We start from the raw sequence: 25,767 nt of genomic DNA on the forward strand, positions 1-25,767 counted from the left end.
TATCACGGCAAGGGCCAGCCAGCCTACCTGTCCACGATAAAGGATGTGGCGACCAATGAAATCCTCGTCCATGAACTGACAACCAGCCTTTCCATGCCAATTGTCTACCGGACGCTGGACAAGCTTGAAGAAGCTCTTGGAGAGAATCTTCATCCGGAAATCATCCTTCATTCAGACCAAGGATTCCACTACACCCATCCTGAGTATCAGAAACGCCTCAAGGACCTGAACATCAAACAATCAATGTCCCGAAAGGGAAATTGTTGGGACAATGCGCCGATGGAATCCTTCTTCGGTCATATGAAAGATGAAATTGACTACAGGCAATGCCAAACCTTCGATGAGCTCAAACTACTGGTCGATGAATATATTTACGAGTACAACAACCACCGATATCAATGGAATCTAAAAAAGATGACTCCGGCACAATACCGGAGTCATCTCATCGCCGCATAAGAAGGGTCTTTTATTAAACTGTCCGCTTTAAAGGGTTCGGTTCAGGGGCTGCAGTGGACATGATTTGCAAATCGTTCTGCGTTGAACAGGGATTTGCACAACGGCGTCTGCATCAGTACATCCGTAATCATCTTCAAAGGGGGTGGTTGCTAAACTCTTACTGAAGTATAGAAAGGAGGTATTCGGAATGGCATCGTTCCGAAAAAGGGGAAACACATGGGAGTATCGGATTCGATACACCGACAGAAAGACCGGGAAAAGCAGAGAGACCTCGAAGGGTGGCTTTTCAACAAAGGCTGAGGCGCGTCACGCTGCCGCAGAGGCGGAGCAATCCCTCAAAAGGGGGTATGACCCCGGAACGGGCGATCAGACCCTCAGAGAGTATTTTGACTGGTGGTTTGTGCATTACAAGAAAGGATCTGTTTCCGGGAACACGGAAGTCAACATCACGAATCATCTTGGCCGGATCACAGAGGATATCGGGAACGTCCGCATGAAGGACCTCAATCGCCCAATGTACCAGCAAATGATGAACCGGATGGGAAGCAAATATGCAAAGTCGACCCTCCAGAGAATGAATACGACTGCGAGCGAGGCATTCAGGGACGCCATAGAACTCGGTCTGCTGTACTTTAACCCGGTGGAGAGAGTCAAGTATCCAAAGACCGCCAAACGCTCTAAAACGAGCAAGGACAAGTTTTTAGAGCTAGAGGAAGTGAAAGCCCTTCTTATGGCTGCGGAAAGGAAATGGCGTGTCGAGAAGCCTGAGTATGCCCAGTACCTCTACATGACCTACCTGCTTATCGGCACCGGGATGAGGATTGGTGAATGCTGCGCCCTAACATTGGATGACATTGATCTGGAGAGTGGACAAGTCAACATCGACAAGACAATGATTTATTCCAAGGAGACGCTTAAGTATCATGTGAAGGAAACAAACCAAGAATGAGGATACTGGTGAGCGCCTGATCGCGCTGGATGCCTTTACCCTGGAGAAAATGAAGGAATGGCATGATCTGAGGAAGAATAGAATCATCAGGGTCAAGAAGCGGCCAAAGGAGCTTTTCATCGATGAAATCGGGCAGTTCGTGAAGATGGCCAGTTATGCAGATGCTTTGAGGTATCTATGTCGGACCAATAAGCTGAAGCATACTAACCCCCACATGTTCCGGCACACGCACGAAACAATTATGTGGGAAGCAGGGATTTCGGATATTAACTTCATCTCCGCGCGCCTTGGAGACAAAGACAAGAGTATCCTCCTCGAAACGTACGGGCACCGGTCCGCCCGATCCGAGCAGCTGAACACCGAAAAAATAAATGATTTCATGTCCCACTGGACCAGCGAGCTCAGACAAATAAAATAGCATCAGCGAGGAGCAATGTGGGCAGAATGTGGGCACCTACCCACACAATGCTTGCTCAAACGCTGATGCTATAAGGAAAGTGACGCCCTCGGCAGGAATCGAACCCACATCTTAAGAACCGGAATCTTACGTGCTATCCGTTGCACCACGAGGGCAGAACATTCATAGTCTCCTTACCGGACGACAGTTTTCATTATACAAGTATGATGTCCGGGATGCAAGCCCCTTTTTCTTTTTTGACGGAGCGTCTCATTTGACCTTCATTGACCAAATAGCTTATGATATTTTCAAGGACTGGAGGGTATAGTGTTCCAGTGCAGGTATTTACTCATCCACTCAAAGGAGGACGAACAGATGAATCTCATCCCTACAGTAATCGAACAGACGAACCGCGGTGAGCGGGCGTACGACATTTACTCGCGGCTTCTGAAAGACCGCATCATCATGCTCGGTTCGGGCATTGACGATAACGTATCAAATTCCATTGTCGCGCAGCTCCTCTTCCTCGAGGCTGAAGATCCGGACAAGGACATCTCGATCTACATCAACAGCCCGGGAGGCAGCATCACAGCCGGCATGGCGATTTTCGATACGATGCAGTTCATCAAGCCTGACGTGCAGACAATCTGCATCGGCATGGCGGCATCAATGGGCGCATTCCTCCTCGCGGCAGGAACAAAGGGCAAGCGTTATGCGCTTCCTAACGCGGAAGTCATGATCCACCAGCCGCTCGGCGGCGCACAGGGCCAGGCGACAGAAATCGAGATTGCGGCAAAACGCATCCTCTTCCTCCGCGAAAAGCTTAATACAATCCTTGCAGAACGTACAGGCCAGCCACTTGAAGTGCTTGAGCGCGATACAGAGCGTGACAACTTCATGACTGCTGAGCGCGCGAAGGAATACGGACTCATCGACCATATCATCGAACGGAACGAGCTTCCCAACAAAAAAGAAGAAAAGTAAGAAGTCAAAAGACCCGGCAGCCTGCCGGGTCTTTTCTTGTTGTCTTCATTTGTAACGGCTGCTTGTCAGCCGGCCGCTTCATCTTCAATGATTGCAGAAAGCGCAGTGACCGCGTCTTCCTCATCATGTCCATCCGCACTCAGCGTCACTTCCACCCCTCTGGCGATTGCAAGGCTCATGATGCCCATGATGCTTTTTGCGTTCACCTTGCGCGTCCCCTTCTCGAGGTAGATGTCCGAGGAGAAACGGTTCGCTTCCTGGACGAAAAGCGCCGCCTGCCTGGCCTGCAGGCCGGATTTCAGTTTCACCTCTAATGTCCGTTCGGTCATGGCCACTTCCTCCTTTGTAACCGGTTGCTTGTTTATTCCTTTATCGTATCGGAGAAGACCGAAAAGGACAAGAACAAACTCACTTCAATGATACGCCGCCTTTGCGGAGTTTTTCCGCGATCTCATCAATTTTGCGCAGGCGGTGGTTGACACCCGACTTGCTGATCGCCGTGCCCGAAACCATCTCGCCGAGCTCTTTCAGCGTGACGTCCTGATACTCGACACGGAGACGCGCAATTTCCTGCAGCCGCTCCGGCAAGCCTTCGATTCCGATCATCTTATCGATAAACTGGATATTCTCCACTTGGCGCATCGCAGCACCGATGGTTTTGTTCAGGTTGGCCGTCTCGCAGTTGACGAGGCGATTGACGCTGTTCCGCATGTCCCGCACGATCCGGACATCCTCGAACTTGAGGAGCGCCGAGTGCGCGCCCGCCAGGCTGAGAAAGTCGGAAATTTTCTCTGCTTCTTTAAGATAGGCGATAAACCCTTTTTTGCGCTCGATCGACTTCGCGTTCAGATTATATGCGTTCATCAGCTCCACCAGCGCCTCGCTATGCTCCTGATAAAGCGAGAAGATCTCCAGATGATAAGATGAAGTCTCCGGATTATTGACCGATCCGCCTGCCAGGAACGCTCCGCGCAGGTACGACCTTCTGCAGCAGTCATCCTTGATGATCTCTGCTGAAACGCCCTCTGCAAAACTGATTCCCTCACCGGTGATCTTCAGATCCTCGAGCATGGTCTTTGCGCCCTCCCGGATCCTGCATATATAGACATTGTTCTTTTTCAGCCGCATTTTCTTACGGACGAGCAGCTCCACTTTGTACGGGTAGAGCCGCCGCATATTCGTATACATCCTGCGGGCAATCGCGGCGTTCTCCGTCTGGACGTCCAGGCTCATCTGCCGGTTTGAAAACGACAGGACCCCGTTCATCTTGATGAAGGCCGACAACTCCGCTCGGGTGCAGCACTCGTCCATTTCCACCTGCGTCAGTTCTTTTTTCGTTTCCGATGCGAATGACACCGGCTTCCTCTCCTTTCACGGATTGCCGTCCTGATCAGACAGCTGCGCCGTCCGGGCTGTCCAGGTAGCTGCAGATCAGCTCTGCCACCTTGCCCGCGTCATGGCGGACATGTCCGCCCACGATGGTCGCAATATCTGCCAGAATGACATCATCCGCCAGTTCCTCGAGGCTCTCCACATCACCCGGCACCGGGACGGACTGCCGCTGGCGGTAATCCTCCACCACGGCCTCCAGTCCCGTGCCGTCATTGACGACGACGCCGTCGAGGAACCTGCCGCCGAGATGGTCGTACATCACGCGGACATGGTCCGACGCGCTGAACGACGATGTCTCGCCCGGCTGGGTCATGATGTTGCATATGTAGAGCCTGCGTGCTTTCGATTTAAGTACGGCGTCCCCGATTCCGGGAACGAGCAGATTCGGCAAAATGCTCGTATACAGACTGCCCGGCCCGATGACGATCATATCGGCCTTGCGTATTGCGCGGACTGTGTCATCAAGCGGCTCGACCTCGTCCGGCATCAAAAAGACCCGCCGGATCCGGTGGCCATAGACTGGAATCTTGGACTCACCGTTGATGATCGAGCCGTCCTCGAGTTCCGCTCCGAGCGTAATGATCTGGTTCGCGGCCGGCAGTACACGTCCCTTGATGTTCAGGAATCGGCTCATTTCAGCCACTGCATTGGAGAAATCCCCCGTAATGTTCGTCATGGCGGCAAGCATGAGATTTCCGAGTGAATGGCCCCCGAGCCCCTCTGAAGAGGAAAAGCGGTACTGGAACATTTCCAGTACAAGCGGCTCAACGTCGGAAAGTGCTGCCATGACGTTACGGACGTCACCCGGCGGAGGGATCATATAATCTTTGCGGATCTTTCCCGAGCTGCCTCCGTCATCCGCGACGGTCACAATGGCAGTCAGATCGACATCATACTGTTTCAGGCCTCGCAGAATCGTGGACAGGCCGGTTCCCCCGCCGATTGCCACAATGCGCTTCTTCCCCTTTTTAGCGGGCATGGGATCAGCCCTTTCTATGTTTGATATCCCGATGGGTCACCGACGTCTTGTACTCCCCGCTCAGCTTCTCCGCGAAGTACTCCGCAAGTGACACGGAGCGGTGCTGGCCGCCCGTGCAGCCGAACGCGATGACAAGCTGCGCCTTGCCCTCTTCCTTGTATCTCGGGATGAGGAAGCGGAAGAGATCTTCCAGCTTCAGGATCAATTCTTTTGTATCGTTCTGTTTCATGACATATTCATAGACTTCCCGCTGGAGGCCGGTAAGCGGCTTCAGCTCCTCAATGTAATACGGGTTCGGCAGGAACCTCACATCAAGCGCGATATCCGCATCAATCGGGATACCGTGCTTGTAGCCGAACGACATGACATTGACCGTGAACGTGCCCTTTTCCGTCTCCGAGAAGCTTTCGACAATCTTTTCCCTGAGCTCGCGCGGCCGCAGATAGGACGTGTTGAACAGGTAGCGTGCTCTTCCTTTTAGTTCGGAAAGCATTTCCCGCTCTTTTCGTATCCCGTCACTCACGAGCCCGCCGTGGGACAGAGGATGCTTGCGGCGCGTTTCCTTATAGCGCTTGACGAGCGTACTGTCATCGGCATCGAGGAAGAGCACCTGCAGGTCAAAGCCTTCAGCAGCCTCAATCTGATCGAGCGTACCGGTTAGGGAATCGAAATACTCCCTGCCCCTCATATCCATGACGGCAGCCACACGCCTCTGCTTCCTGTCGGAATCCGCCAGAAGCTTCAGGAATGTGAGAAGCAGCTCCGGCGGCAGATTGTCGATGCAGTAGTAGCCCAGGTCCTCAAAACTCTGTACGGCGACCGTCTTGCCGGCACCGGACATTCCGGTGATGACGACAAGCTCCATGCTGTCGGTTTTCTCTTGGGTTTTCTCCATCATGGATCCGTCCTTTCTGCCGACTGCTGCAGTTCCGCACCGAGCAGTCTGAACTCTTCCGTATAGGTGAACGTGCCGTACTGGGTGCCGGGGCTTCCGACTGCAAATTTCAGATTCATCCGGTCGCCTTCGGCCATCGGCAGGACGTCCAGTTCGCCGACACCATGCCAGTCAAGCTTCCCTTCCCGGTTCTCCTCAAAAGGCACTCCTTCAAGGCCGCGCGCAGCAAATGTATATAGCACCCACTCATCAAGGGTCCGGGTATTTTCCTCATCCCGGATGACCATCGTATAAATTCCTTTCAAATGCGGTTCGACCGGAATCGCCCCGGTCTCTTCCGTAAATTCCCGGATAGCGGCCGTATAGACGGATTCTCCCGGCTCCATCTTCCCACCCGGCGCGACATACCAGCCGCGGCGCGGTTTCTTTAATAACAGGACCTTTTCGTCCTGGATGACCAACAGATTGGCAATCCGCTGCATCGTTCTCCCCACCTTCCGGAAAACATTCTACCCTTTATTATACTATGCTTATGAAAGGCGATACAAAAGGAATGCAAAAAAGGACGGCATCCGGGCGTGCCGGTGCCGTCAAAATGTATTGCTATCATAAAGGGGGGTCAATTTACAATTCAAACTATACACCCTTTTTATTGCAGCGCTGTTACAGCGCGGTTAAGAACGTGTTAAATCAGGCTTTTGAACCGATTTTTTCCTTTAATTCCTCAACATACTTCTGGGCAGCTTCCGCTGCAATACTGCCGTCGCCTGTCGCCGTGACGACCTGGCGAAGCATTTTTTCACGGACGTCTCCTGCCGCAAAAATGCCAGGTACGGAAGTCTTCATATGCTCGTCGGTCGGGATATAACCGTTTTCGTCGGTGATACCGAGCGATTTGAACGGTGCGGTGAGAGGCACCATGCCGATGTAGATGAACACGCCATCCGCCTCGAATTCACGTTCGCTGCCGTCTTTTGTCGAGACGAGCGTGACACTTCCGACCTTACCGTCACGGTCGTTGATCGACTTGACGGTGTGGCTCCAGATAAAGTCGATCTTCGGATTCGCGAATGCACGGTCCTGAAGGATTTTCTGCGCACGGAGCTCATCGCGGCGGTGGACAATAGTCACCTTGTCCGCGAAGCGGGTCAGATAAGCACCCTCTTCAACCGCCGAGTCTCCGCCGCCGACCACGACGAGGTTCTTCTGTTTAAAGAACGCACCGTCGCAGACCGCGCAGTAACTTACACCGCGGCCGCCGAGCTCGGATTCTCCCGGAATGCCCATCTTCTTGTATTCCGCTCCTGTGCCGATGATGATCGACCGGGCTTTATATTCCTTGCCGCCCGCGACGATTGTCTTGTATTCTTCACCGTCACGGACTTCGGACACATCCCCGTATGCATATTCGGCGCCGAACTTCTTCGCATGTTCGAACATTTTATTGGAGAGGTCCGGACCGAGGATGCTGTCGAATCCCGGATAGTTTTCGATGTCTTCCGTGTTGGCCATCTGGCCGCCAGGGATGCCTCGCTCGAGCATGAGCGTGGACATGTTGGCACGGCTTGTATAGACCGCCGCCGTCATGCCGGCAGGACCGGCTCCGATGATGATGACATCATAAATTTTATCTTCAGCCATGAAAAGTTCCTCCTTAAATGTGAACACCTGTCTGCCTTCATGCTATTCGATTTGCGGCGCAGGCTCAACATTTCTGCCTAACTGCGCGGGAACGGCAGGAAGCGGAACAGTTCGTTGACATACTTTGTCAATGTCTTCACAGAGATGCCGTATGACTCGGCGATCTCCTTTTTGGTCGTGCCTGACTGCAGCGAAGATCGGTACATGTATTCAGCTGATGCGGCAATTGCCGGCGGATTTCGGAAGGCGTAGCTTTCCTCAATGGCCCGGCTGCACATGAGGAACCACATCTCGAGGATGGGCATATCCTCCTCGCCAAGCGGCTCGTACCTGCTGTACAGCAGATCGGTTGCCTCGAATACACGGTTATAGAGAAGCTCTCCTCGGTCCCTTCCCGGGAGCCGGTGACCAAGACCGTTCGCAAGGAACAGCTTTTCCGTCGTTGACATCTTTTCTACGTCCGGCCATTCCGGATGGGTGAGGATGTCTTCCCGGCACATCGACTTGCCCGTCAGGAACAGGCCGAGCAGCCGGAGTCCTTCTTCACCGCTGTTCAGTTTACCGATGACGAACTTCGGGTCGTTTTCCGGCGTATCGGGAATCCGTGCCCGCAACCACGGTTCTTTCCCTTCCTTGGAAGGATCCATGGACACAAGCACAGCCCACGCATCGCGGGAGACTTTCTCCTCGCCGATCATGGCGGCGGCATGCGCCAGCCAGAAATAAAACCCGGGATCGCCCTCGAAGCCGATCCGCTGAAGGCCGCGGAGCCAGTTGAATGCTTCCGCGTGGCGGCCGACCAGTGCGAGCGTAGCGCCGAGTTTGTAACGGTGGTCGACGAGCATCGGCCGGATTTTAAGCAGGATGGAGACTACCCGTTCAAGCGCTTGCGCGTCCTGCTTGTAAAAATGAAACACTGCGAAATTACAGAGTGCATGGAGATTTCCATTGTCTCCCTTGAGCACCTGATTGAGGAGCGCTTCCGCCTGCTCCGTATCGCCGATATAGAAGTAGGCGAGCGCCAGGTTGTTGTAGGCTGCCCAGAATTCCGGGTGTTCCTCGATCGCCGATTCCAGCAGGCTGACGGCTTCCCGGAATTCCCCGGATTCCATCAGCCGGCGGCCGCGGTCGAGGATGTAGTCGAGCCGGCCATCTCCTTCGGCATCATCTGGAAGTCCATAAAGTTCGTGCTCGGAAAACTCGATGATATCCATCGCCTCATCGCGATAAAGCCCTTCAGGGGCAAGCTTGAGGTAACGCTGGGCGTAACGGATCGAATCCCGCAGATAGCCGAGGTTGACGTGCACCTCGGACAGATAAAACAGCGTATCCGGATCCTCGGGGCCGGAGTCATGGGCAGCCATCAGCAAATCGCGGGCATGCTCAAAACGGCCCATGTCAATCTCCAGGATGGCGTACTGCAGAAGGATGTCGGCATCCTCCGGACTCAGGTCCGCCGCCCTGCTGAGAAACTTGTGGGCCTTCTCCACCTCGTCGCGCTTCAGCGCCCCGAGCGCCTTCTTGTAATAGAATTCGCCGTTCGGAATGAAGTTGATGACTTTTTTATGGTTTCCCTGTTGAGAGTGATTGTTCAAAAATAATTCCTCCGGATATAGAAGCGGCATCACCGCATAATGTCACAAAATGTTCAAAGGTTATCAGCTACCTATTATAACACACAGTCGGCTCGCCGGTCGCCGGTAATGGATGGGCATATACTGGCGGTGGCTCATACCGCCGCTGTGTCGGGATTAAAGGGTGAAACGCTAACATACTGACGTGAGACGTTGCTATACCGGCGTGAAACGTTAACATACCTGCGCGCAACGTTGACTCTTCCCCGTGAAATGGAGAACCCCCCATCAGCTCTGACGGGGGGTTCTCTGCCGTTCTTTCAGTTGTTCCGCAGTGTAGATGATGCGGACCGGGTTTCCCCCGGCGAGGCTGCCGGGCGGGATATCACGGTTGACAAGCGATGCGGCGGAGACAGTGGCCCCGTCTCCGATCTCCACACCCGGGAGGATCGTCGTATTCGCGCCGACCATCACATTGTCGCCGATGACGACGTCGCCGAGCCGGTATTCATCGGTCAGGTATTCGTGCGCAAGGATCGTCGTGTTGAACCCGATGATCGAATTCCGGCCGATACGGATTCGTTCCGGAAACATCGTGTCCGGGACGACCATCAGCGCAAGCGCCGTCTTTTCACCGATCTCCATGCCGAGGAACGTCCTGTAAAGCCACCGTTTCACAGACAGTGACGGCGTGTACCGCCCGATCTGGATAACAGTGAAATTCTTGGCGACCTTGAAGAAAGAAACAGTGCGGTACATATGCCAGAGCGGATTCGTTCCATTAACCGGTGCCGGGTGGCGGTCGGTCCGTCTCATCCGGCACCAACCGTCCCGTCCGTTATTTCCAGCAGGTCCTCGATGGCGTCCAACATATAATCGGGCTTAAGCGACTCCATGAAGGCCCTGCCCTTTGCACTCCATGCGACGCCCGCCGTGAGCGTGCCCGCATTTCGGCCGCCGTCGATGTCATGCGAATTATCGCCGACCATGAGAGTCGTTGACGGATCGGCACCCAGTGCATCCATGGCTTTTTGGAGCGGCTCCGGATGCGGCTTGGCATGAGTGACATCATCCAATCCGATCACGACATCAAAGATGCCGTCCGCATCCATGAGGCCGAGGCCTCTATGGATCGTTTTGTTGCGCTTGGTAGACACGATCGCCATCTTTAGGCCGCGGTCCTTCAGCTTCTTGAGCACCTCAGAGACACCCGGGAACTCTGCCGTGAGCTTATCGTGGTTTTCCAGGTTCCAGCTTACGTATTCCTCCATCAGCTGCTCGACATTTTCAGGTGCCAGCGCCTCGAATGTCTCGCGCAGCGGGGGGCCCATGAAAGGAAGGCAGTCCTCACGGGTATACCGCCCGGGAAAATGCTTGCCGAGAACCGCCATGAATGTTTCGATAATCAGGTCATTCGTATCAAACAATGTTCCGTCAAAGTCGAACAGAATCGTTTCGATTTTATTGGCCATGCAACACGACACCCTTCTCTTTGGTTTGTTCGGCCCTCTTCCAGAACCACGCCACCGCCATGGTCAGCACGAACGCCGTGACGACACGAATCAGCAGAAGCGGCCAGATCGGGATGCCGAGCGGCACGAAAATCAGTGTATCTTCGATGACCGCGTGACAGCTGACGAGGAATATGAGTACGAGAGTCGCATCCTTTTTGCTGACGCCGTCTTCCTCCACCGCCTGGATCATGACGCCTGCCCCCATTGCCAGTCCTGCGACCAGCCCTGTGGCCAGCGTCATGCCCGCATTTGGCTGGACGCCGATCAGCTTTGTGAGAGGCTCCAACTTGGAGGACAGCTTGTGCATCCAGCCGCCGTCCTTCAGGAACTGGATGGCGACCATGAGCGGAATGACGATCACCGCGAGCTGCAGGACGCCGAATCCGGCCTTTTCAAAACCGAGCAGGACAATGCCTCCCCAGGTTTCCGGCGCCGCTTCGGGTGCAGACGCCATACCATACTGCGCGATTTCCGATCCGCCCTTCCAGAACAGGTTGATTAGGATGGCAGAAATCGATGCCAGTCCCAAGCGGACGACAAGGATGATCCACAGTTTGACCCCGACCCGCATCGCGACGCCGGATTCGATAAACAGATTGTGTGAAAACGACAGCATGACAGCAAGGATAAATACTTCCTTGACCGTCAGTTCAAGTGACAGGATGCCGGCGATGCCGGCGTACAGATTCAGCGCGTTGCCGAGCACAAGCGGGATTGCCGCCTCGCCGCTCAGTCCGAACAGGCCCATCAGCGGCGCAACAAGATCGATGATCCACGGGAGAACAGGAGTGTGCTGCAGGATGACGACGAGCAGCGTGATCGGGAAGATGATTTTTCCGAGCGTCCACGTGGTCTTCAGCCCCGCCTGGAGTCCTTTGCGTAGAGTAGACATGTTTTGGTTCGACTTCCTTTGCTAATCGTTAAGGCCCGCTGGCCGGGCCGTGCTGACTTATTCTTTATAGCGTGTGCGGATGTTCATCGCGAACCGGCGGATGAGGAAAATCAGGATCGCCCCGAAGAACCCGATCATCGAGACGACCTGCGCCGCTTTCAGGCCGGAAGCCATCAGGCTGTCCGTCCTCATGCCCTCGATGAAGAACCGCCCGAATGAATACCAGGCGACGTAAAACAGGAAAATGACGCCGCTCAGCGGATTGATCCGCCGGAGCACAAACAAGATGAGCAGCAGTCCGACAAGATTCCATGCCGACTCGTAGAGGAATGTCGGATGGTAGGTCACACCGTCGATCGTCATCTGGTTCAAGATCCAGTCCGGCAGCGCAGAATAGCCCCACCAGTCATCGGCGACCGGTCCGCCGTGCGCTTCCTGGTTCACAAAGTTGCCCCACCGGCCGAGAATCTGGCCGATGAGAAGCCCCGGTGCCGTGACGTCCGCGACTTTCCAGAACGACACGCCCCGCTTTCTCGTGTAGATGATTGCTGTGATCACTGCCGCGATCAGCGCCCCATGTATGGCGAGTCCGCCTTCCCAGATACGGAAAATCCTCCCCGGGTCATCACGGTAGTACTCCCACTGGAAGATGACATAATAGAGCCTTGCACCGATGATCGAGATCGGTACCGCCCAGATGAGAAAATCAGTCATGAAGTCAGGGTGCAGCCCCCGCTTCACCGCTTCCCGCTGGACGACGAGGAACCCCAGCACAATCCCCGTCGCTATGAGGATTCCGTACCACCGGACGTCAATCGGCCCGAGAGAAAAGGCGATCGGATCGATCGCCGCGAGAGAAAATTGCATTCATTAATCCCTTCTTCCGTGCTCACCGGAAATGCCGGCTTAGTAAGACGGGTCCTGTTCCCGCCCGATCATATCGTTCAGCCGCTCCGAAAACTGTTCAGCGGCATTCATGCCCATTTGCTTCATGCGGTGGTTCATCGCCGCGACTTCAACAATCGATGACATGTTCCTTCCCGGGCGCACCGGCACGGTAAGTCTTGTCAGCTCGGTATCAAGGATTTTCAGTTTCTCTTCCTCGAGGCCAAGACGGTCATACGAGCGCTCCGGATCCCAGAGCTCCAGGTCGATGATCAGTGTAATCCGCTTGAAGTCGCGGATGGCGCTCGCCCCGAAAAGCATCTGCACATCGATGATGCCGAGCCCGCGGATCTCCAGCAGGTGGCGGAGCAGCTCCGGCGGATTGCCGACCAGCGTATCTTCCGCCACCTGTCGGATCTCCACCATGTCGTCTGCTACAAGCCGATGCCCGCGCTTGACGAGGTCGAGTGCCACTTCGCTTTTGCCGATGCCGCTCTTGCCGGTGATCAGGACGCCGAGCCCATAAATATCAAGCAGGACGCCGTGTACCGCCGTCATCGGTGCGAGCCGGTTCTCGAGGAAATCGCTCAGCTTATTGGACAGCTTGGTCGTCGTCATCGGAGAAGAAAGGAGCGGCACCTGCTCTTCTTCCGCCGCCGCCACGAGCTCGGGCGGAATCCGCATGCTGTGGCAGACGACGAGCATCGGCGTGTCCGGAGAGCAGAGCTTCCGGGCGCGCTCCATCTTATCAAGGCGAGGCAGCATCGAGAAAAATGAAATTTCACTTTTCCCAAGAAGCTGAATACGGTTTGCCGGATAATATTCAAAGAAACCGGCCACTTCAAGTCCCGGGCGGGAGATGTCGCTGCTGGCGATATGCCGCCCGATCCCTTCCGCACCCGCTGACAGTTCAAGTCCGAAACGTTCCATCACGTCTTTTACCGTCACGTGATCCATCGGCATTGCCCCCTTCGCTGCCGAATGTCGGCCATGCCCTATATTCTAACAAAGATTCGGTTAATGAACATCGCTTTTATCTGGAATGCTCCGTGCAAGCGTATACATCGGGCACGTTGTCTCTATGTAACAGTCGGAGGTGGAGTGAATTGAAGAAAATCATGCTGGATGCCGGCCATGGACCGGCGACACCGGGAAAGCGGACGCCCGACGGATCAATGCTGGAGTTTGCATTCAATGCTTCGGTTTCCGCTTATGCCGAAAAGCTTCTCAGGGCGGAAGGGATCACGGTGATGACGGCTCACGAAGCAGGCCGGGATGTTCCGCTTGCGGAACGCGTCCGCAAGGCAAACGCCTGGGGAGCGGATGCCTATGTCTCGATCCATGCCAATGCGTTCGGCACGGGCTGGAATGAGGCGAATGGCATCGAGACGTTTATCTATCCCCGCGCACAGCGCCAGTCGGAGCTGCTCGCCGGGCATATACTGGCGGCGCTTGTCTCCGCCACCGGCCGCAGAAACCGAGGGGTGAAGCGCGCAGACTTTGCCGTCGTGCGCAACACCCGCATGCCCGCAGTCCTGCTCGAGTGCGGATTCATGACGAATCGTCAGGAGGCGGCCCTTTTGAAAAACGACAGGTACAGAAGGCAATGCGCACGCGCCATCGCATTCGCCGTGGTGAATTGGTACTACGGCAAGGGACAGTAAAGCGGTTGGGGAGTTGTGCCGGTTCGTCACGTTCAGGAGGCGATTCGTCACTTTCCCGGGCTGATTCTTCACTTTCGGAGTGCGTTTCGTCACTTTCGGGGACTCATTCGTCACTTTCGCGAAAACCGGCACCTCAACGACAAAAGGACGGAAGGCCACTTGGGCCTTCCGTCCTTTTGCTGTTCTTTAGTTTCCGATATAGCCGACGATGACGGTGCCGGTCTTGGCCTCGCCCTTGATGCGGAGCGGAGGAAGGTCCGGATTGCCGCCTTCTTTGCGGAACCGGATGGATTTCTGGAGCAGCTGCTCCTGCTCTTTCGTTCGGGTGACATCCTGCATGCGGATGTCCATGCGCCCGAAGTTTGAGGAAACTTCGCCTTCAATGCCGGCTTCCTGCGGCACATACACTTCGACGCTTCCGGACATGGCGGTCGCTTCCACCTTGCGGGACTCGGCGTCCCGTGTCGTGACGATGACGTGCCCGTTCACCGACTGGGCCTCGATATCCTTCAGCATGCCGTCGATGTCGATCCGGCCGTTGAGCGTTTCCGCTTCGACCTGCTCGCCGTGGATGTCCTTGAGACGGATTGCGCCGTTCGCGGTCTCGAACTCAGCCTCATCAAAATGAAGATTGTCCGCCTCGATCTTGCCGTTGGCCGTGCGTACGCGCACCTGTGCCGCGGTCAGGCCGGTACCGGATGAAAAGGTGCCGTTGAACATGCGCACAGCCAGCTTTTTATACTGTTTTTCCGGCACATGGAGAACGACGTTCACCTGGGTCATTTTCTGGTCGTTCGTGATGCGGAGACGGTTGCCGTCCGTGATGAAGAGGAAACGTTCTTCGAATTCCCGTTTCGCTTCAGCTTCGTCTTCGGCACGGTGCACCTTTACTTCGCACTCAGCGCGGAATTCTTCACCTTCGCCAAGACGGATGTCAAAGCTGCCCATCGACAGGTCGACATTGATCTCTTCAATGCCTTCCGCGCTTTTCGTGAACGTTTCGTGGAAAACGACCGGGTCACCGAACGGCTTGTCGATGTCGAATGTCTTTACGCGGTCGACCGCCGTCTGCATGAACTGCATGAACCGGTTGCCGAATGTCGTGAAGTCACGGCGGACGTCTTCCAGGAAGTCATCCATCGATGCCTGTTTTCCGGAGCGGTGATCTTCCCCTTCCGGCTGCGCGTCCTGGCTGAAATCTCCCTGCCAGTTGTCCGCTTCCTCACCGCCGCCGACTGCCTGCTGCGGGTCTGCCGCCGGCTTGTCCGCCTGCCCGTCATTGATCTCCGGATGGCTTTCCTTCACGGCTTCGCGGTTGCTTTCGAACTTCTCCAAAAGACGCAATGCTTCGTCTGCGCTGATTGTCCCTTGTTCCAGCATGTCCAGAATACGGCTTTTCTCGTCTTTCATATGCGTTCCTCCTTCGAAAGCGGCAAGGCGCTTCCGTTGATAGTTATGTTACGTGCCGGGAACGTGAAAAGTTTCACTGCGATGTCCGAAAAATCCGTCAGGCCTGTTTTTCCGCTTCCGCCAAAAGCTGATCGGTCCGTTTCCGGTCGCGCTCGAGAATCGGCTTCAGATAGTGGCCGGTGTAAGATTCGCGCACCTCCGCCACTTCTTCCGGTGTCCCTGTCGCGATGATCTGGCCTCCGCGGTCGCCGCCTTCCGGCCCGAGGTCGATAATATGGTCGACTGTCTTGATGACGTCCAGGTTATGCTCGATGACAAGGACGGTGTTGCCGTTGTCGACGAGCCTGTGGAGCACTTCGAGCAGGCGCGAGATGTCATGCGCATGAAGCCCGGTCGTCGGCTCGTCCAGGATATAGAACGACTTGCCGTTGGACCGGCGGTGCAGTTCGGATGCCAGCTTGACCCGCTGGGCCTCCCCGCCCGAGAGTGTCGTCGCCGGCTGGCCAAGCTTTACATAGCCGAGACCGACATCGACAAGCGTCTGGAGTTTTCGGTGGATCTTCTGGATGTTCTCGAAAAACACTGCTGCGTCGGATACGGTCATATCGAGGACGTCTGAAATGTTCTTGCCTTTGTAACGGACTTCGAGTGTCTCCCGGTTGTAACGGCGTCCGTGGCACACTTCGCACGGGACGTAGACATCCGGCAGGAAGTGCATCTCGATCTTGATGATGCCGTCCCCGCGGCAAGCCTCACACCGCCCGCCCTTTACGTTAAAGCTGAAGCGCCCTTTCTGGAAGCCGCGGACCTTCGCATCGTTGGTCGAGGCGAACAGGTCGCGGATGTTGTCGAACACGCCGGTGTAGGTCGCCGGGTTCGATCGCGGGGTGCGCCCGATCGGCGACTGGTCGATGTCGATGACCTTCTCGAGTTCTTCAAGGCCCGAAATGGCTGCATAAGCGCCCGGCTTTGCCTTGGCGCGGTTCAGTTTCTGGGCCAATGTCTTATAGAGGATTTCATTGACGAGCGTCGATTTTCCGGAACCTGAAACGCCTGTGACAGCAATAAACTGGCCAAGCGGGAATTCGGCGTCGATGGTCTTCAGGTTATTTTCCGTTGCACCCTCGATGCGGACAGTGCGGCCGTCCGGCTTGCGGCGCTCCGCAGGGACCGGGATGAACTTCCGGCCGCTCAGGTAAGCCCCCGTGATGGAATCCGGATCATCCGCCACTTCCTGCGGCGTACCCTGCGCGATAATCTCCCCGCCATGCAGGCCGGCACCCGGCCCGATGTCGATCAGGTGGTCGGCAGCCATCATCGTATCCTCATCATGTTCGACGACGATGAGCGTATTGCCGAGGTCGCGCATTTCCTTGAGCGTGCCGATCAGCTTGTCGTTGTCACGCTGATGAAGCCCGATCGAAGGCTCATCAAGGATGTACAGGACACCCGAAAGCTTCGAGCCGATCTGGGTGGCCAGCCGGATCCGCTGCGCCTCGCCTCCGGACAGCGTACCCGCCGCACGGGACATCGACAGGTAATCCAGCCCGACATTCACGAGGAAACCGAGCCGTGAATTAATCTCTCTCAGGATCAGATTCGCGATCGCCCGGTCATTTTCCGAAAGGTTGAGGCCCTGGAAAAAGTCCACGGCTTCGGTGATCGGGAAGCGGGTCACCTGGGAGATGTTCAGGCCGGCGACTTTTACCGCAAGCGCTTCTTCCTTGAGCCGGTCGCCTCGGCAGACCGGACAAGGGCGCTCCGCCATATACTTCTCCATCTGCTCCCTGATCCAGTCGGAACTTGTTTCGCGGTACCGGCGCTCGACGTTCTTGAGCACTCCTTCAAAGTAGATATGGTTGTCGCGTGTTTTTCCGAACTCGTTCGTATAGCGGAAGTGGATGCGGTCGCTGGAGGAGCCATAAAGGACCTTGTCCAGTTGGCTGTCCGGAAGCTCGCTGACAGGCACGTCCATGGAAATTCCGTAATGCTTGCAGACCGCCTTCAGAAGTTCCGGGTAATACTGGGAGCTTGTCGGCTCCCACGGGGCGATCGCGCCTTCCTGGAGTGATAGGCTCTTGTCCGGAATGACAAGGTCCGGGTCGACTTCAAGCTTGGAGCCGAGGCCGTCACATTCCGGGCAGGCGCCGAACGGGCTGTTGAACGAGAACAGCCGCGGTTCCAGCTCGCCGATCGAGAATCCGCACACCGGGCAGGCATGGTGTTCGTTGTAGATCAGCTCTTCCCCGCCGATTACATCGATGATCGCGCGTCCTCCGGCAAGCGACGACGCCGTTTCCAGGGAATCCGAAAGGCGCCCTTCCACATCATCTTTTACGACAATCCGGTCGATGACGACTTCGATGTCGTGCTTTTTGTTTTTATTCAGGTCGATGTCATCATCCAGGTCATACAGCTCCCCGTTGACCCGCACTCGGACATAGCCCTGCTTTTTAATGTCTTCCAGAAGCTTTTTATGCGTTCCCTTGCGTCCCGAAACGATGGGCGCCAGAATCTGCAGGCGTGTCCGCTCCGGCAGTTCCATCACCCGGTCGACCATCTGCTCGACGGTCTGGGAGGAAATCTCGATGCCGTGGTTCGGGCAGATCGGCTTGCCGATCCTCGCATACAGAAGCCGGAGATAATCGGAGATTTCCGTGACCGTCCCGACGGTCGATCTCGGGTTCCGGCTCGTCGTCTTCTGGTCGATCGCGATCGCCGGCGACAGCCCTTCGATCGCGTCCACATCCGGCTTGTCCATCTGTCCGAGGAACATCCGGGCATAGGCGGACAGTGACTCCACATAGCGCCGCTGCCCCTCTGCATAGATCGTGTCGAAGGCAAGCGAGGATTTGCCCGAGCCGGACAGGCCGGTCACGACGACCAATTGGTCCCTCGGGATGGTGACATTAATGTCTTTCAGGTTATGCGCACGCGCGCCCTGGATGACGATTTCCTTGTTTTTCATGCGGATCTCACCCCTCTGCTTTCAGTTCGAGTATCGTATCGCGGAGCGTGGCAGCCCGTTCGAAGTCGAGCGCCTTTGCCGCTTCTTTCATTTCCTTTTCCAGGGAAGCGAGGAGCGTTGCTTTCTCGTCCTTTGTCAGCTTCTTCCCTTGTGTCGCCTTTTCCGCGTACGTTGCCGTCTCATCGGCTTCGTGCGTCGCACGGATCGATTCGCGGATCTGCTTATTGATCGTCGTCGGTGTGATGCCGTGCTTTTCGTTATAGGCGATCTGCTTCTCGCGTCTGCGCGCCGTTTCATCGATTGCGATTCGCATCGAGTCGGTCATATTGTCGGCATACATGATGACATGCCCGTTAGAGTTACGCGCAGCGCGTCCGATCGTCTGGATCAGCGAACGCGAGGAGCGAAGGAACCCTTCCTTGTCGGCGTCGAGAATCGCGACAAGCGACACTTCCGGGATGTCGAGCCCTTCCCGCAGGAGGTTGATCCCAACGAGCACGTCATAGGTTCCGAGCCGCAGCTCCCGGATGATTTCGATCCGTTCGAGCGTTTTGATCTCGGAGTGGAGGTAGTTGACCTTGATGCCGACTTCCTTCAGATAGTCGGTGAGGTCTTCGGACATTTTCTTTGTCAGCGTTGTAATGAGGACGCGCTCGTTTTTCCGTACGCGCTCCTGGATCTCGTCGATCAGGTCATCAATCTGCCCTTCGATCGGGCGGACTTCGATGACCGGGTCAAGCAACCCCGTCGGCCGGATAATCTGTTCGACCATCTCAGGGGTGTGCTCGAGCTCGTACGGGCCCGGCGTCGCCGATACATAGATCGCCTGGCGGAGCCGTGCCTCGAACTCCTCAAACTTAAGCGGACGGTTGTCAAGCGCCGACGGCAGGCGGAACCCGTGGTCCACAAGCACCTGCTTGCGCGCCTGGTCCCCGTTGTACATCCCGCGGATCTGCGGAAGTGTCACGTGGCTTTCGTCGATGACCATAAGGAAGTCGTCCGGGAAGTAGTCGAGCAGCGTGTACGGTGTAGCCCCTGCCGGTTTCAGGGTCAGGTGACGGGAATAGTTTTCGATCCCCGAGCAGAATCCCATCTCCTTCATCATTTCCAGGTCATAGCGCGTGCGCTGCTCGAGCCGCTGGGCCTCCAGCAGCTTGTCCTCCGAGCGCAGTGCCTTCAGCTGCTCTTCCAGCTCGGCCTCGATATTCGCGATCGCCTTTTTCATCTTTTCTTCTCTCGTGACGAAGTGGGATGCCGGGAAGATCGCGACGTGGTCGCGGTCGCCGAGGATCTCCCCGGTGAGCGCATCGACCTCGCGGAGCCGGTCGATCTCATCTCCAAAAAACTCGATCCGGATGCACCGCTCATCGCGCGATGCCGGGAAGATCTCCACGACGTCGCCGCGCACGCGGAACGTCCCGCGGATGAAGTTCATGTCATTTCGGTTGTACTGGATATCGACGAACCGGCGCAGCAGCTCGTTGCGGCTGATTTCCATACCCACCCGGAGCGACACGAGCATCTCGCGGTATTCGTCCGGGTTACCGAGACCGTAGATGCACGACACGGACGCCACGATCAGGACGTCGTTCCGCTCAAACAGCGAAGACGTCGCCGAGTGGCGCAGCTTGTCGATCTCATCATTGATGCTCGCGTCTTTTTCGATATACGTATCCGTCGACGGCACATAGGCCTCGGGCTGATAGTAGTCGTAGTAACTGACAAAGTATTCGACGGCGTTGTTCGGGAAGAACTCCTTGAACTCGCTGTACAGCTGGCCGGCGAGCGTCTTATTGTGTGCGATGACGAGCGTCGGCTTGTTGATTTCCGTCAGTACGTTCGAGACGGTGAACGTTTTCCCTGTTCCCGTCGCCCCGAGGAGCGTCTGATGCCGCTTGCCTTCATTTACACCGGCGATCAGCCGGTCGATTGCCCTCGGCTGATCGCCCAAGGGCTCATACGGTGCCTGCAGTTCAAATTTCTGGACCATGTCCCGTCCCCTTCCGATTGCGTTCGTGGAACTCTCGATAATGTCACTATCGTATCATATTCCCCTATTCTTCTCGAGCAAAAAGCGAACAGGTGTTTTCAATCAATCTGATGCCGGTTTTTTGAGAAAACGGAGCGGCCTTCCCCTCTCCCGGACGGCATGTCTGAACGCGTCCGGACACACAAAACCGCCCGCACACAGGGCTCAAATCCCCTTCAGTACGGACGGTTCAACAATATGATTTCGGCATGATGTCAGCAATCCTCCAGCGTTACGGTTTCACGGTTTCGTCGTCTTCCAGCTGATTCAGCTGTTCGGTGTGCAGATTGAAGGCTTCCACGTCTTTCTTGTCCAGTGCCTCGTCGATCAGATTGAGCAGGCGTTCCCTCGTCTGTTCACGGTGCACATGCTTCAGGAACAGGTCCATGTAGATGTCGTTCAGCAGCTGCTCAGACGGACTCGCCTGACCCTTGCCGACCGCCTTCAGGAATTCCGCATACGAATAGTAATGTTCCATTCCATTCACCACCTGGCGCTTTTTCCTATTATATATGCAAACGGGTGGCGGATGCAACGGTTATTTTTAAATTTTCGATATTCACAGTTAATTGACAATAATGAGAAATAAGTCTTGCTTTATTTCCAACCATTTCTATAATTAGATGTATACATAGTCAGGGGGTCATCTATTTTGGACATGAAACGGCTGGCATCTCCTTATTATATTTCGTTCGACACACTGGCTCTTGAGCCTAAAGTGATTGATGGCAAGGTCTGCACGGTCGTTACGGAGAAGAAAGACAAGCTCCTGCTCGACAGCAGGCCGCTCAATAACCTCAAGCGGGCCTGTGAGATGTATGGAACCACGCTTCGGCAGGCCATTCAGATTTCCAGCAAGCTAATCGGAAATCATCATAAAGTTCCTGTGCTGATCGTCCAGGACATGGGGATGCCGTGCATCTTTCTTCCGACGCTATCGCCGCAATCCGATAGCAATGTCTGGATCGGGCTGCACGGCATCGAAGATTACTGGGGAAACTCAAATTCCTGCGAGGTGCTGCTGGAAAACGGCGATACTATCCGGGTCAATGTCTCGATTCAGACGATGAACCGGCAGTATGCCCTAGCATGCCGGCTGGACAAAAAGTTTTCCCGGATGCAGTACTATCTGCGTCATCCCGGGCTCGACCGGGAATTCATCTAGACGGCGCGGTCACCCATCGCCAGGTAAACACCAAGCAATTCCTCCGACCGGTTGCGCAGCCGGACATTCAGGTAGCGCCGGTGGTCCTCGTAGCCGCCATGGATGAATACATACTCCGTGAACATGTCGTCATGGTTCCCCTTGATCACCTTCATCGAGTGGCGGCGCATGTAAAGACGGGATTCCTTCAGGTCCTTCTGCACAAGCTTTTCTGCCTCCGCGATCATCGCGAGGTACGGGCGCTTGAGTTTGAACGGGCCTTTTTCGAATGCGAGCCGGTCGCGCTCCAAGATGATGAGGAGCATCGGCAGGTAAATCTGGTTTTCAAAGTGAGGCAGTGCCTCCGGCGGGATCAATGGCATACTGTCCCTCCCCTCCTTCTGAAGAAAAGAACGTTTGTTCGTATTTTTATCTTACCCCATTGCTTCATGTTTATGCAATGACCTTTTTCTGTCATGCAGTGGCGGAACGTGGCGCCTCATGGTAATGTTTTTGTAAACGGGGGATTTTTCACACAATGAGGGGGATTGAATATGGAAACCGTCCGCTATGAACAAAAAGGCCATATCGGCATCGTAACGCTTGACCGGCCGGCCGCGATGAACGCATTTAACTATGAACTCATTTCTGATCTGGGGCAGATCGTCGAATCGATTCGCATCAACCCAGACATCCGTGTCGTGCTGTTCACGGCCGCCGGCGACCGTGCATTCAGCGTCGGCGCCGACCTGAAGGAACGCAAAACTTTGCCGGAACAGCATGTAAAACGGAATCTTTATAAAATCGGCGAAGTGTTCACCGCCATCGAAAACCTGCCTCAGCCGACGATCGCCGTCATCGGCGGCTACGCATTCGGCGGCGGAATGGAACTGGCGCTCGCCTGCGACTTCCGCATTGCCTCGGAAACGGCCGTCATGGGCCTGACCGAGACGAGCCTCGCCATCATCCCGGGCGCCGGCGGCACACAGCGCCTGCCCCGCCTGATCGGCGAAGCGAAAGCGCTCGAACTGATCCTCACCGCCAAGCGCATGAAGGCTGAAGAAGCCTACCGGTACGGCGTCGTCACAAAAGTCGTGCCGCCGGAGCAGCTCCTGGACGCAGCCGGAGAACTCGCCGACCAGATGCTCGCCAACGGCCCGATCGGCCTCCAGCAGGCGAAATTCGCCATCAAGCACGGCATGAACGCCGACATCCAGACCGGGCTCGCCATCGAACGCAAGGCGTATGAAGTGACGATCCCGACGGAAGACCGGATCGAGGCACTGAACGCATTTGCGGAAAAGCGGAAGCCTGAGTTTAAAGGGAGATAATGTGGAAGCCGGAAAGTCCGTTACGGGACTTTCCGGCTTTGTTTGAGGCAACGCGTATGTGGCAATTCCGGGTGCCATGTGGCAATTCCGGGTGCCATGTGGCAACTCTGGATGCCATGTGGCAATTCTGGTCCCCAAGTTGCAATTTGGGAGGCCCTATTGCAACTTGACCTTTCTTATTTCAATTCCGCATTCCTTATTTCAACTTCAGCCTCCTTATTTCAAACCGGGCTTCCTTATTGCAACCTCGGTCTCCATATTTCAACTACAGCACCCTTATTGCAACTCCGCCCTTCTTATTTCAAGTCGGCCACTGATTCTCCCCGGACCGCCCGTTGAAAATTCGGTATACTGAATCTATCCCTTGATCAAGGAGGCGTCTCCATGACACAAAACCAGGAAGAACTGCTCAACGTACTGAAAACCCGCTTCGAAGAAAACATGCACCGCCACGAAGGCATCGATTGGGCAGACGTCCAATCCCGGCTGAAAGCCGCTCCGGACAAGCTCCGCTCCCTCCAGGCGATGGAAGATACCGAAGGCGAGCCGGATGTCGTCGGGAAAGACACGGAAACCGGTGAATACCTGTTTTATGACTGCTCGCCGGAAAGCCCGAAAGGCCGCCGGAGCATCTGCTATGACCGGGAAGCGCTCGAGAAGAGGAAAAAGAACAAGCCGGAGAATTCCGCGATGGATCTGGCCGCCGAGATGGGCATCGAGATGCTGACGGAGGATGAGTACCGGCATCTGCAGGAGCTGGAGCAGGTCGACAAGAAGACATCGAGCTGGATCCAGACTCCGGAACGCATCCGCAAACTGGGCGGCGCCCTTTTCTGCGACCGCCGGTATGACACCGTCTTCCTCTATCACAACGGTGCTGATTCGTACTACGCAGCCAGAGGGTTCCGCGGATCCCTCAGGGTCTGACAGCCAAATGCACCAAAATGTAAAGCCCCGGACACCCGTCCGGGGCTTCCTTTCATTTATTCAGTTCACTTTCGTCGCGCCTTCCCAGAACATTTCCCGCAGCTTGAACTTCTGGAGCTTTCCTGTTGCGGTTTTCGGGAGGGCGTCGACGATTTCGACCGACTTCGGTGCCTTGAAGTGGGCCATATTGTCGCGGCAGAACTGGATGATCTCCTGTTCGGTCGCAGCGCGGTCCTCATGCAGGACGACAATCGCCTTCGGCACTTCGCCCCACTTCTCGTCCGGCACGGCGATGACGGCCGCTTCCAGGACGGAGGCATGCTTGTAGAGGACGCCTTCGATCTCGGTCGAGGAGATGTTCTCACCGCCCGAGATGATCATGTCCTTGGCGCGGTCGCGGATCTCAATGTAGCCGTCTGGGAATGTGACGGCAAGGTCACCGGTGTGGAACCAGCCGTCCTTGATCGCTTCGGCGGTCTTTTCGGGATCCTTGTAGTAGCCGTCCATGACGACGTTGCCCCGTGTGACGATCTCGCCGAGTTCCATGCCGTCCCAGTCGACTTCGGTGCCGTCTTCGCGGACCACTTTCGTTTCGCCGTTAAAGGCCAGCTCGATGCCCTGGCGCGCCTTGATCGCCGCCTGCTCATCTGCGGACTTGCCGTCGAACTCCGCTTTCCACTCGTTGTACAGGATAAACGGCGATGTCTCGGTGAGGCCGTAGACATGCATCATGTTCAGGCCGAGCAAATCCTGTGCGCGCTGGATCAGCGCTGCCGCCGGCGGGGAGCCTGCCGTCGCCATGCGCGGCTTTGTCGAAATCTTCACTTCCTGGGCCTTCGGTTCATTGACGAGCATATTGACGACTGTCGGTGCGCCGCACAGCAAGCTGATCTTCTTGTCTTCGAACAAGTCGAGAATAGTAGACGGCACGACCTTCCGCAGGCACACATGCGTCGCGCCTGCCGCGGTGATCGCCCAAACCCCGCCCCAGCCGTTCGCATGGAACATCGGGAGCGTATGGAGGTAGACATCGTCATGCTTCACGCTCAGGTGGTACATGAAGTTCGCCGCGTTCAAATAGTTGCCCCGGTGCGTCAGCATGACGCCCTTCGGACGGGACGTCGTGCCGCTCGTATAGTTCAGCGTGAGCAGCTGGTTCTCGTCGATTTCCACCTCGGGCACCTTCGCGTCTTCCGGTACGTCCCCGATGAATGTCTCATAATCCTTGGCAGGCAGGTTATGCTCAGCTCCGTCCACTTTCACGACGACAAACTTGTCGAAGCTCAGCTTACCCTGGATTTCTGCGATCGGTGCCGTGAACTCCTCGTCGACGATGAGCATCTTGGAATCGCTGTGGTTCAGGATATATTCCATATCCGCCGGTGAGATCCGGTAGTTGAGCGGAACCATGACCGCTCCGATCTGGCAGATGCCGTAGAAGGCTTCGAGCATATAGTGGGTGTTCGGCAGCATGACCGCAACGTGGTCCCCCTCACGGATGCCGGCATCGTGCAGTGCCACGGACAGTTTGTCCGCCCGCTCCAGGAACTCTCTATACGTAAACTCCTTATCTTCATCAATCACCGCAATCTTGTCCGGGTAATACTTAAATGCCCTCCGCTTCCAGTCCAGCGGCGTCAGCGCAGCAAACATGGAACCCTCTCCCTTCAGAAACGTTTATCTAATCAGAATTATTTTAATATAAATAGAAAACGTTTACAATAGAAGGTTGGGTG

At 55.7% G+C, this 25,767-nt stretch carries 26 protein-coding genes and 1 tRNA gene; 8 read left to right on the top strand and 19 right to left on the bottom strand.

Going from position 1 to position 25,767, the window contains the following annotated elements; all coding sequences use genetic code 11:
• The 3 genes from BMX91_RS13810 to BMX91_RS16065 form a co-directional block, all read left to right on the top strand.
• Positions 1 to 456, top strand: a 456-nt coding sequence (locus BMX91_RS13810) for an IS3 family transposase (protein ID WP_143059393.1), incomplete at its 5' end; no start/stop codon positions are given.
• 187 nt (positions 457 to 643) lie between these two features.
• Positions 644 to 1,405: a tyrosine-type recombinase/integrase gene (locus BMX91_RS15985; protein ID WP_092055488.1), complete on the top strand. Its 762-nt coding sequence runs from the start codon at positions 644 to 646 to the stop codon at positions 1,403 to 1,405.
• A 19-nt stretch (positions 1,406 to 1,424) separates the two neighbouring features.
• Entirely contained in the window at positions 1,425 to 1,823 is a 399-nt protein-coding gene (locus BMX91_RS16065; RefSeq protein ID WP_407640885.1) for a tyrosine-type recombinase/integrase, read from the top strand.
• An 83-nt stretch (positions 1,824 to 1,906) separates the two neighbouring features.
• Here the strand turns inward: BMX91_RS16065 and BMX91_RS13825 are convergent.
• Positions 1,907 to 1,978, bottom strand: a tRNA-Arg gene (locus BMX91_RS13825).
• Between the two features lie 175 nt (positions 1,979 to 2,153).
• Between BMX91_RS13825 and clpP the strand changes: the two genes are divergently transcribed.
• Positions 2,154 to 2,786 (top strand): ATP-dependent Clp endopeptidase proteolytic subunit ClpP, encoded by a 633-nt coding sequence (gene clpP / locus BMX91_RS13830; protein ID WP_281242844.1) that lies wholly within the window; start codon positions 2,154 to 2,156, stop codon positions 2,784 to 2,786.
• A 65-nt stretch (positions 2,787 to 2,851) separates the two neighbouring features.
• Here the strand turns inward: clpP and BMX91_RS13835 are convergent, their stop codons facing one another.
• The 12 genes from BMX91_RS13835 to hprK all read right to left on the bottom strand — a co-directional run bounded on the left by BMX91_RS13835 (position 2,852) and on the right by hprK (position 13,515).
• Positions 2,852 to 3,115, bottom strand: a complete 264-nt coding sequence (locus BMX91_RS13835) for an HPr family phosphocarrier protein (protein WP_092055494.1) — start codon at positions 3,113 to 3,115, stop codon at positions 2,852 to 2,854.
• 79 nt (positions 3,116 to 3,194) lie between these two features.
• On the bottom strand, positions 3,195 to 4,142 hold the full coding sequence (gene whiA / locus BMX91_RS13840) for a DNA-binding protein WhiA (protein ID WP_092055497.1): 948 nt from the start codon (positions 4,140 to 4,142) through the stop codon (positions 3,195 to 3,197).
• A 34-nt stretch (positions 4,143 to 4,176) separates the two neighbouring features.
• Positions 4,177 to 5,157: a gluconeogenesis factor YvcK family protein gene (locus BMX91_RS13845; RefSeq protein ID WP_092055498.1), complete on the bottom strand. Its 981-nt coding sequence runs from the start codon at positions 5,155 to 5,157 to the stop codon at positions 4,177 to 4,179.
• A 4-nt stretch (positions 5,158 to 5,161) separates the two neighbouring features.
• Positions 5,162 to 6,052, bottom strand: coding sequence for an RNase adapter RapZ (rapZ, locus tag BMX91_RS13850; RefSeq protein ID WP_407640883.1), 891 nt, complete (start codon positions 6,050 to 6,052; stop codon positions 5,162 to 5,164).
• A complete protein-coding gene (locus BMX91_RS13855; RefSeq protein WP_092055502.1) occupies positions 6,052 to 6,534 on the bottom strand; it encodes an NUDIX hydrolase in 483 nt (160 codons plus the stop codon). The genes rapZ and BMX91_RS13855 overlap by 1 nt, the downstream gene beginning before the upstream one ends.
• 208 nt (positions 6,535 to 6,742) lie before the next feature.
• Positions 6,743 to 7,693, bottom strand: a complete 951-nt coding sequence (trxB, locus tag BMX91_RS13860; protein ID WP_092055505.1) for a thioredoxin-disulfide reductase — start codon at positions 7,691 to 7,693, stop codon at positions 6,743 to 6,745.
• Between the two features lie 77 nt (positions 7,694 to 7,770).
• Positions 7,771 to 9,288 (bottom strand): tetratricopeptide repeat protein, encoded by a 1,518-nt coding sequence (locus tag BMX91_RS13865; RefSeq protein ID WP_092055506.1) that lies wholly within the window; start codon positions 9,286 to 9,288, stop codon positions 7,771 to 7,773.
• Between the two features lie 267 nt (positions 9,289 to 9,555).
• Entirely contained in the window at positions 9,556 to 10,083 is a 528-nt protein-coding gene (locus BMX91_RS13870) for an acyltransferase (protein ID WP_092055509.1), read from the bottom strand.
• Complete coding sequence (ppaX, locus tag BMX91_RS13875; RefSeq protein ID WP_092055511.1) at positions 10,080 to 10,739, bottom strand: pyrophosphatase PpaX; 660 nt, start codon at positions 10,737 to 10,739, stop codon at positions 10,080 to 10,082. Before ppaX ends, BMX91_RS13870 begins: the two co-directional genes overlap by 4 nt.
• The gene (locus tag BMX91_RS13880) at positions 10,729 to 11,673 is read right to left on the bottom strand and encodes a nucleoside recognition domain-containing protein (RefSeq protein ID WP_092055514.1); all 945 of its coding nucleotides are present in this window, start codon (positions 11,671 to 11,673) and stop codon (positions 10,729 to 10,731) included. Before BMX91_RS13880 ends, ppaX begins: the two co-directional genes overlap by 11 nt.
• Positions 11,674 to 11,730: 57 nt before the next feature.
• Positions 11,731 to 12,540: a prolipoprotein diacylglyceryl transferase gene (gene lgt / locus BMX91_RS13885; protein WP_092055516.1), complete on the bottom strand. Its 810-nt coding sequence runs from the start codon at positions 12,538 to 12,540 to the stop codon at positions 11,731 to 11,733.
• 39 nt (positions 12,541 to 12,579) lie between these two features.
• Positions 12,580 to 13,515, bottom strand: coding sequence for an HPr(Ser) kinase/phosphatase (hprK, locus tag BMX91_RS13890; protein ID WP_092055519.1), 936 nt, complete (start codon positions 13,513 to 13,515; stop codon positions 12,580 to 12,582).
• Between the two features lie 149 nt (positions 13,516 to 13,664).
• Between hprK and BMX91_RS13895 the strand changes: the two genes are divergently transcribed.
• On the top strand, positions 13,665 to 14,222 hold the full coding sequence (locus BMX91_RS13895) for an N-acetylmuramoyl-L-alanine amidase family protein (RefSeq protein WP_092055521.1): 558 nt from the start codon (positions 13,665 to 13,667) through the stop codon (positions 14,220 to 14,222).
• Positions 14,223 to 14,408: 186 nt separating this feature from the next.
• Here BMX91_RS13895 and BMX91_RS13900 read toward each other — a convergent pair whose 3' ends face one another.
• The 4 genes from BMX91_RS13900 to BMX91_RS13915 all read right to left on the bottom strand — a co-directional run bounded on the left by BMX91_RS13900 (position 14,409) and on the right by BMX91_RS13915 (position 21,107).
• Positions 14,409 to 15,632: a DUF4097 family beta strand repeat-containing protein gene (locus tag BMX91_RS13900; RefSeq protein WP_092055524.1), complete on the bottom strand. Its 1,224-nt coding sequence runs from the start codon at positions 15,630 to 15,632 to the stop codon at positions 14,409 to 14,411.
• A gap of 97 nt (positions 15,633 to 15,729) precedes the next feature.
• Entirely contained in the window at positions 15,730 to 18,600 is a 2,871-nt protein-coding gene (gene uvrA / locus BMX91_RS13905) for an excinuclease ABC subunit UvrA (RefSeq protein WP_092055527.1), read from the bottom strand.
• Between the two features lie 7 nt (positions 18,601 to 18,607).
• Complete coding sequence (uvrB, locus tag BMX91_RS13910; RefSeq protein ID WP_092055530.1) at positions 18,608 to 20,590, bottom strand: excinuclease ABC subunit UvrB; 1,983 nt, start codon at positions 20,588 to 20,590, stop codon at positions 18,608 to 18,610.
• Positions 20,591 to 20,861: 271 nt separating this feature from the next.
• On the bottom strand, positions 20,862 to 21,107 hold the full coding sequence (locus BMX91_RS13915; RefSeq protein ID WP_092055533.1) for an IDEAL domain-containing protein: 246 nt from the start codon (positions 21,105 to 21,107) through the stop codon (positions 20,862 to 20,864).
• A 180-nt stretch (positions 21,108 to 21,287) separates the two neighbouring features.
• Here BMX91_RS13915 and BMX91_RS13920 point away from each other — a divergent pair, with 180 nt between their 5' ends.
• Positions 21,288 to 21,794 (top strand): competence protein ComK, encoded by a 507-nt coding sequence (locus BMX91_RS13920; RefSeq protein WP_245744467.1) that lies wholly within the window; start codon positions 21,288 to 21,290, stop codon positions 21,792 to 21,794.
• Here BMX91_RS13920 and BMX91_RS13925 read toward each other — a convergent pair.
• Positions 21,791 to 22,156: a hypothetical protein gene (locus BMX91_RS13925; protein WP_092055539.1), complete on the bottom strand. Its 366-nt coding sequence runs from the start codon at positions 22,154 to 22,156 to the stop codon at positions 21,791 to 21,793. The genes BMX91_RS13920 and BMX91_RS13925 overlap by 4 nt on opposite strands.
• A 171-nt stretch (positions 22,157 to 22,327) precedes the next feature.
• On the opposite strand from BMX91_RS13925, the gene BMX91_RS13930 reads away from it, so the two are divergent.
• Positions 22,328 to 23,104 carry an enoyl-CoA hydratase-related protein gene (locus BMX91_RS13930; RefSeq protein WP_092055541.1) on the top strand — a complete coding sequence of 259 codons (777 nt, stop codon included), beginning with the start codon at positions 22,328 to 22,330 and terminating at the stop codon, positions 23,102 to 23,104.
• A 384-nt stretch (positions 23,105 to 23,488) separates the two neighbouring features.
• Entirely contained in the window at positions 23,489 to 24,031 is a 543-nt protein-coding gene (locus BMX91_RS13935; RefSeq protein WP_092055544.1) for a DUF4256 domain-containing protein, read from the top strand.
• 60 nt (positions 24,032 to 24,091) lie between these two features.
• Here BMX91_RS13935 and BMX91_RS13940 read toward each other — a convergent pair whose 3' ends face one another.
• Positions 24,092 to 25,684, bottom strand: a complete 1,593-nt coding sequence (locus tag BMX91_RS13940) for a long-chain-fatty-acid--CoA ligase (protein ID WP_092055546.1) — start codon at positions 25,682 to 25,684, stop codon at positions 24,092 to 24,094.
• Positions 25,685 to 25,767: the final 83 nt, after the last annotated feature.

This window comes from Bhargavaea ginsengi (assembly GCF_900109165.1).
GTDB lineage: Bacteria > Bacillota > Bacilli > Bacillales_A > Planococcaceae > Bhargavaea > Bhargavaea ginsengi.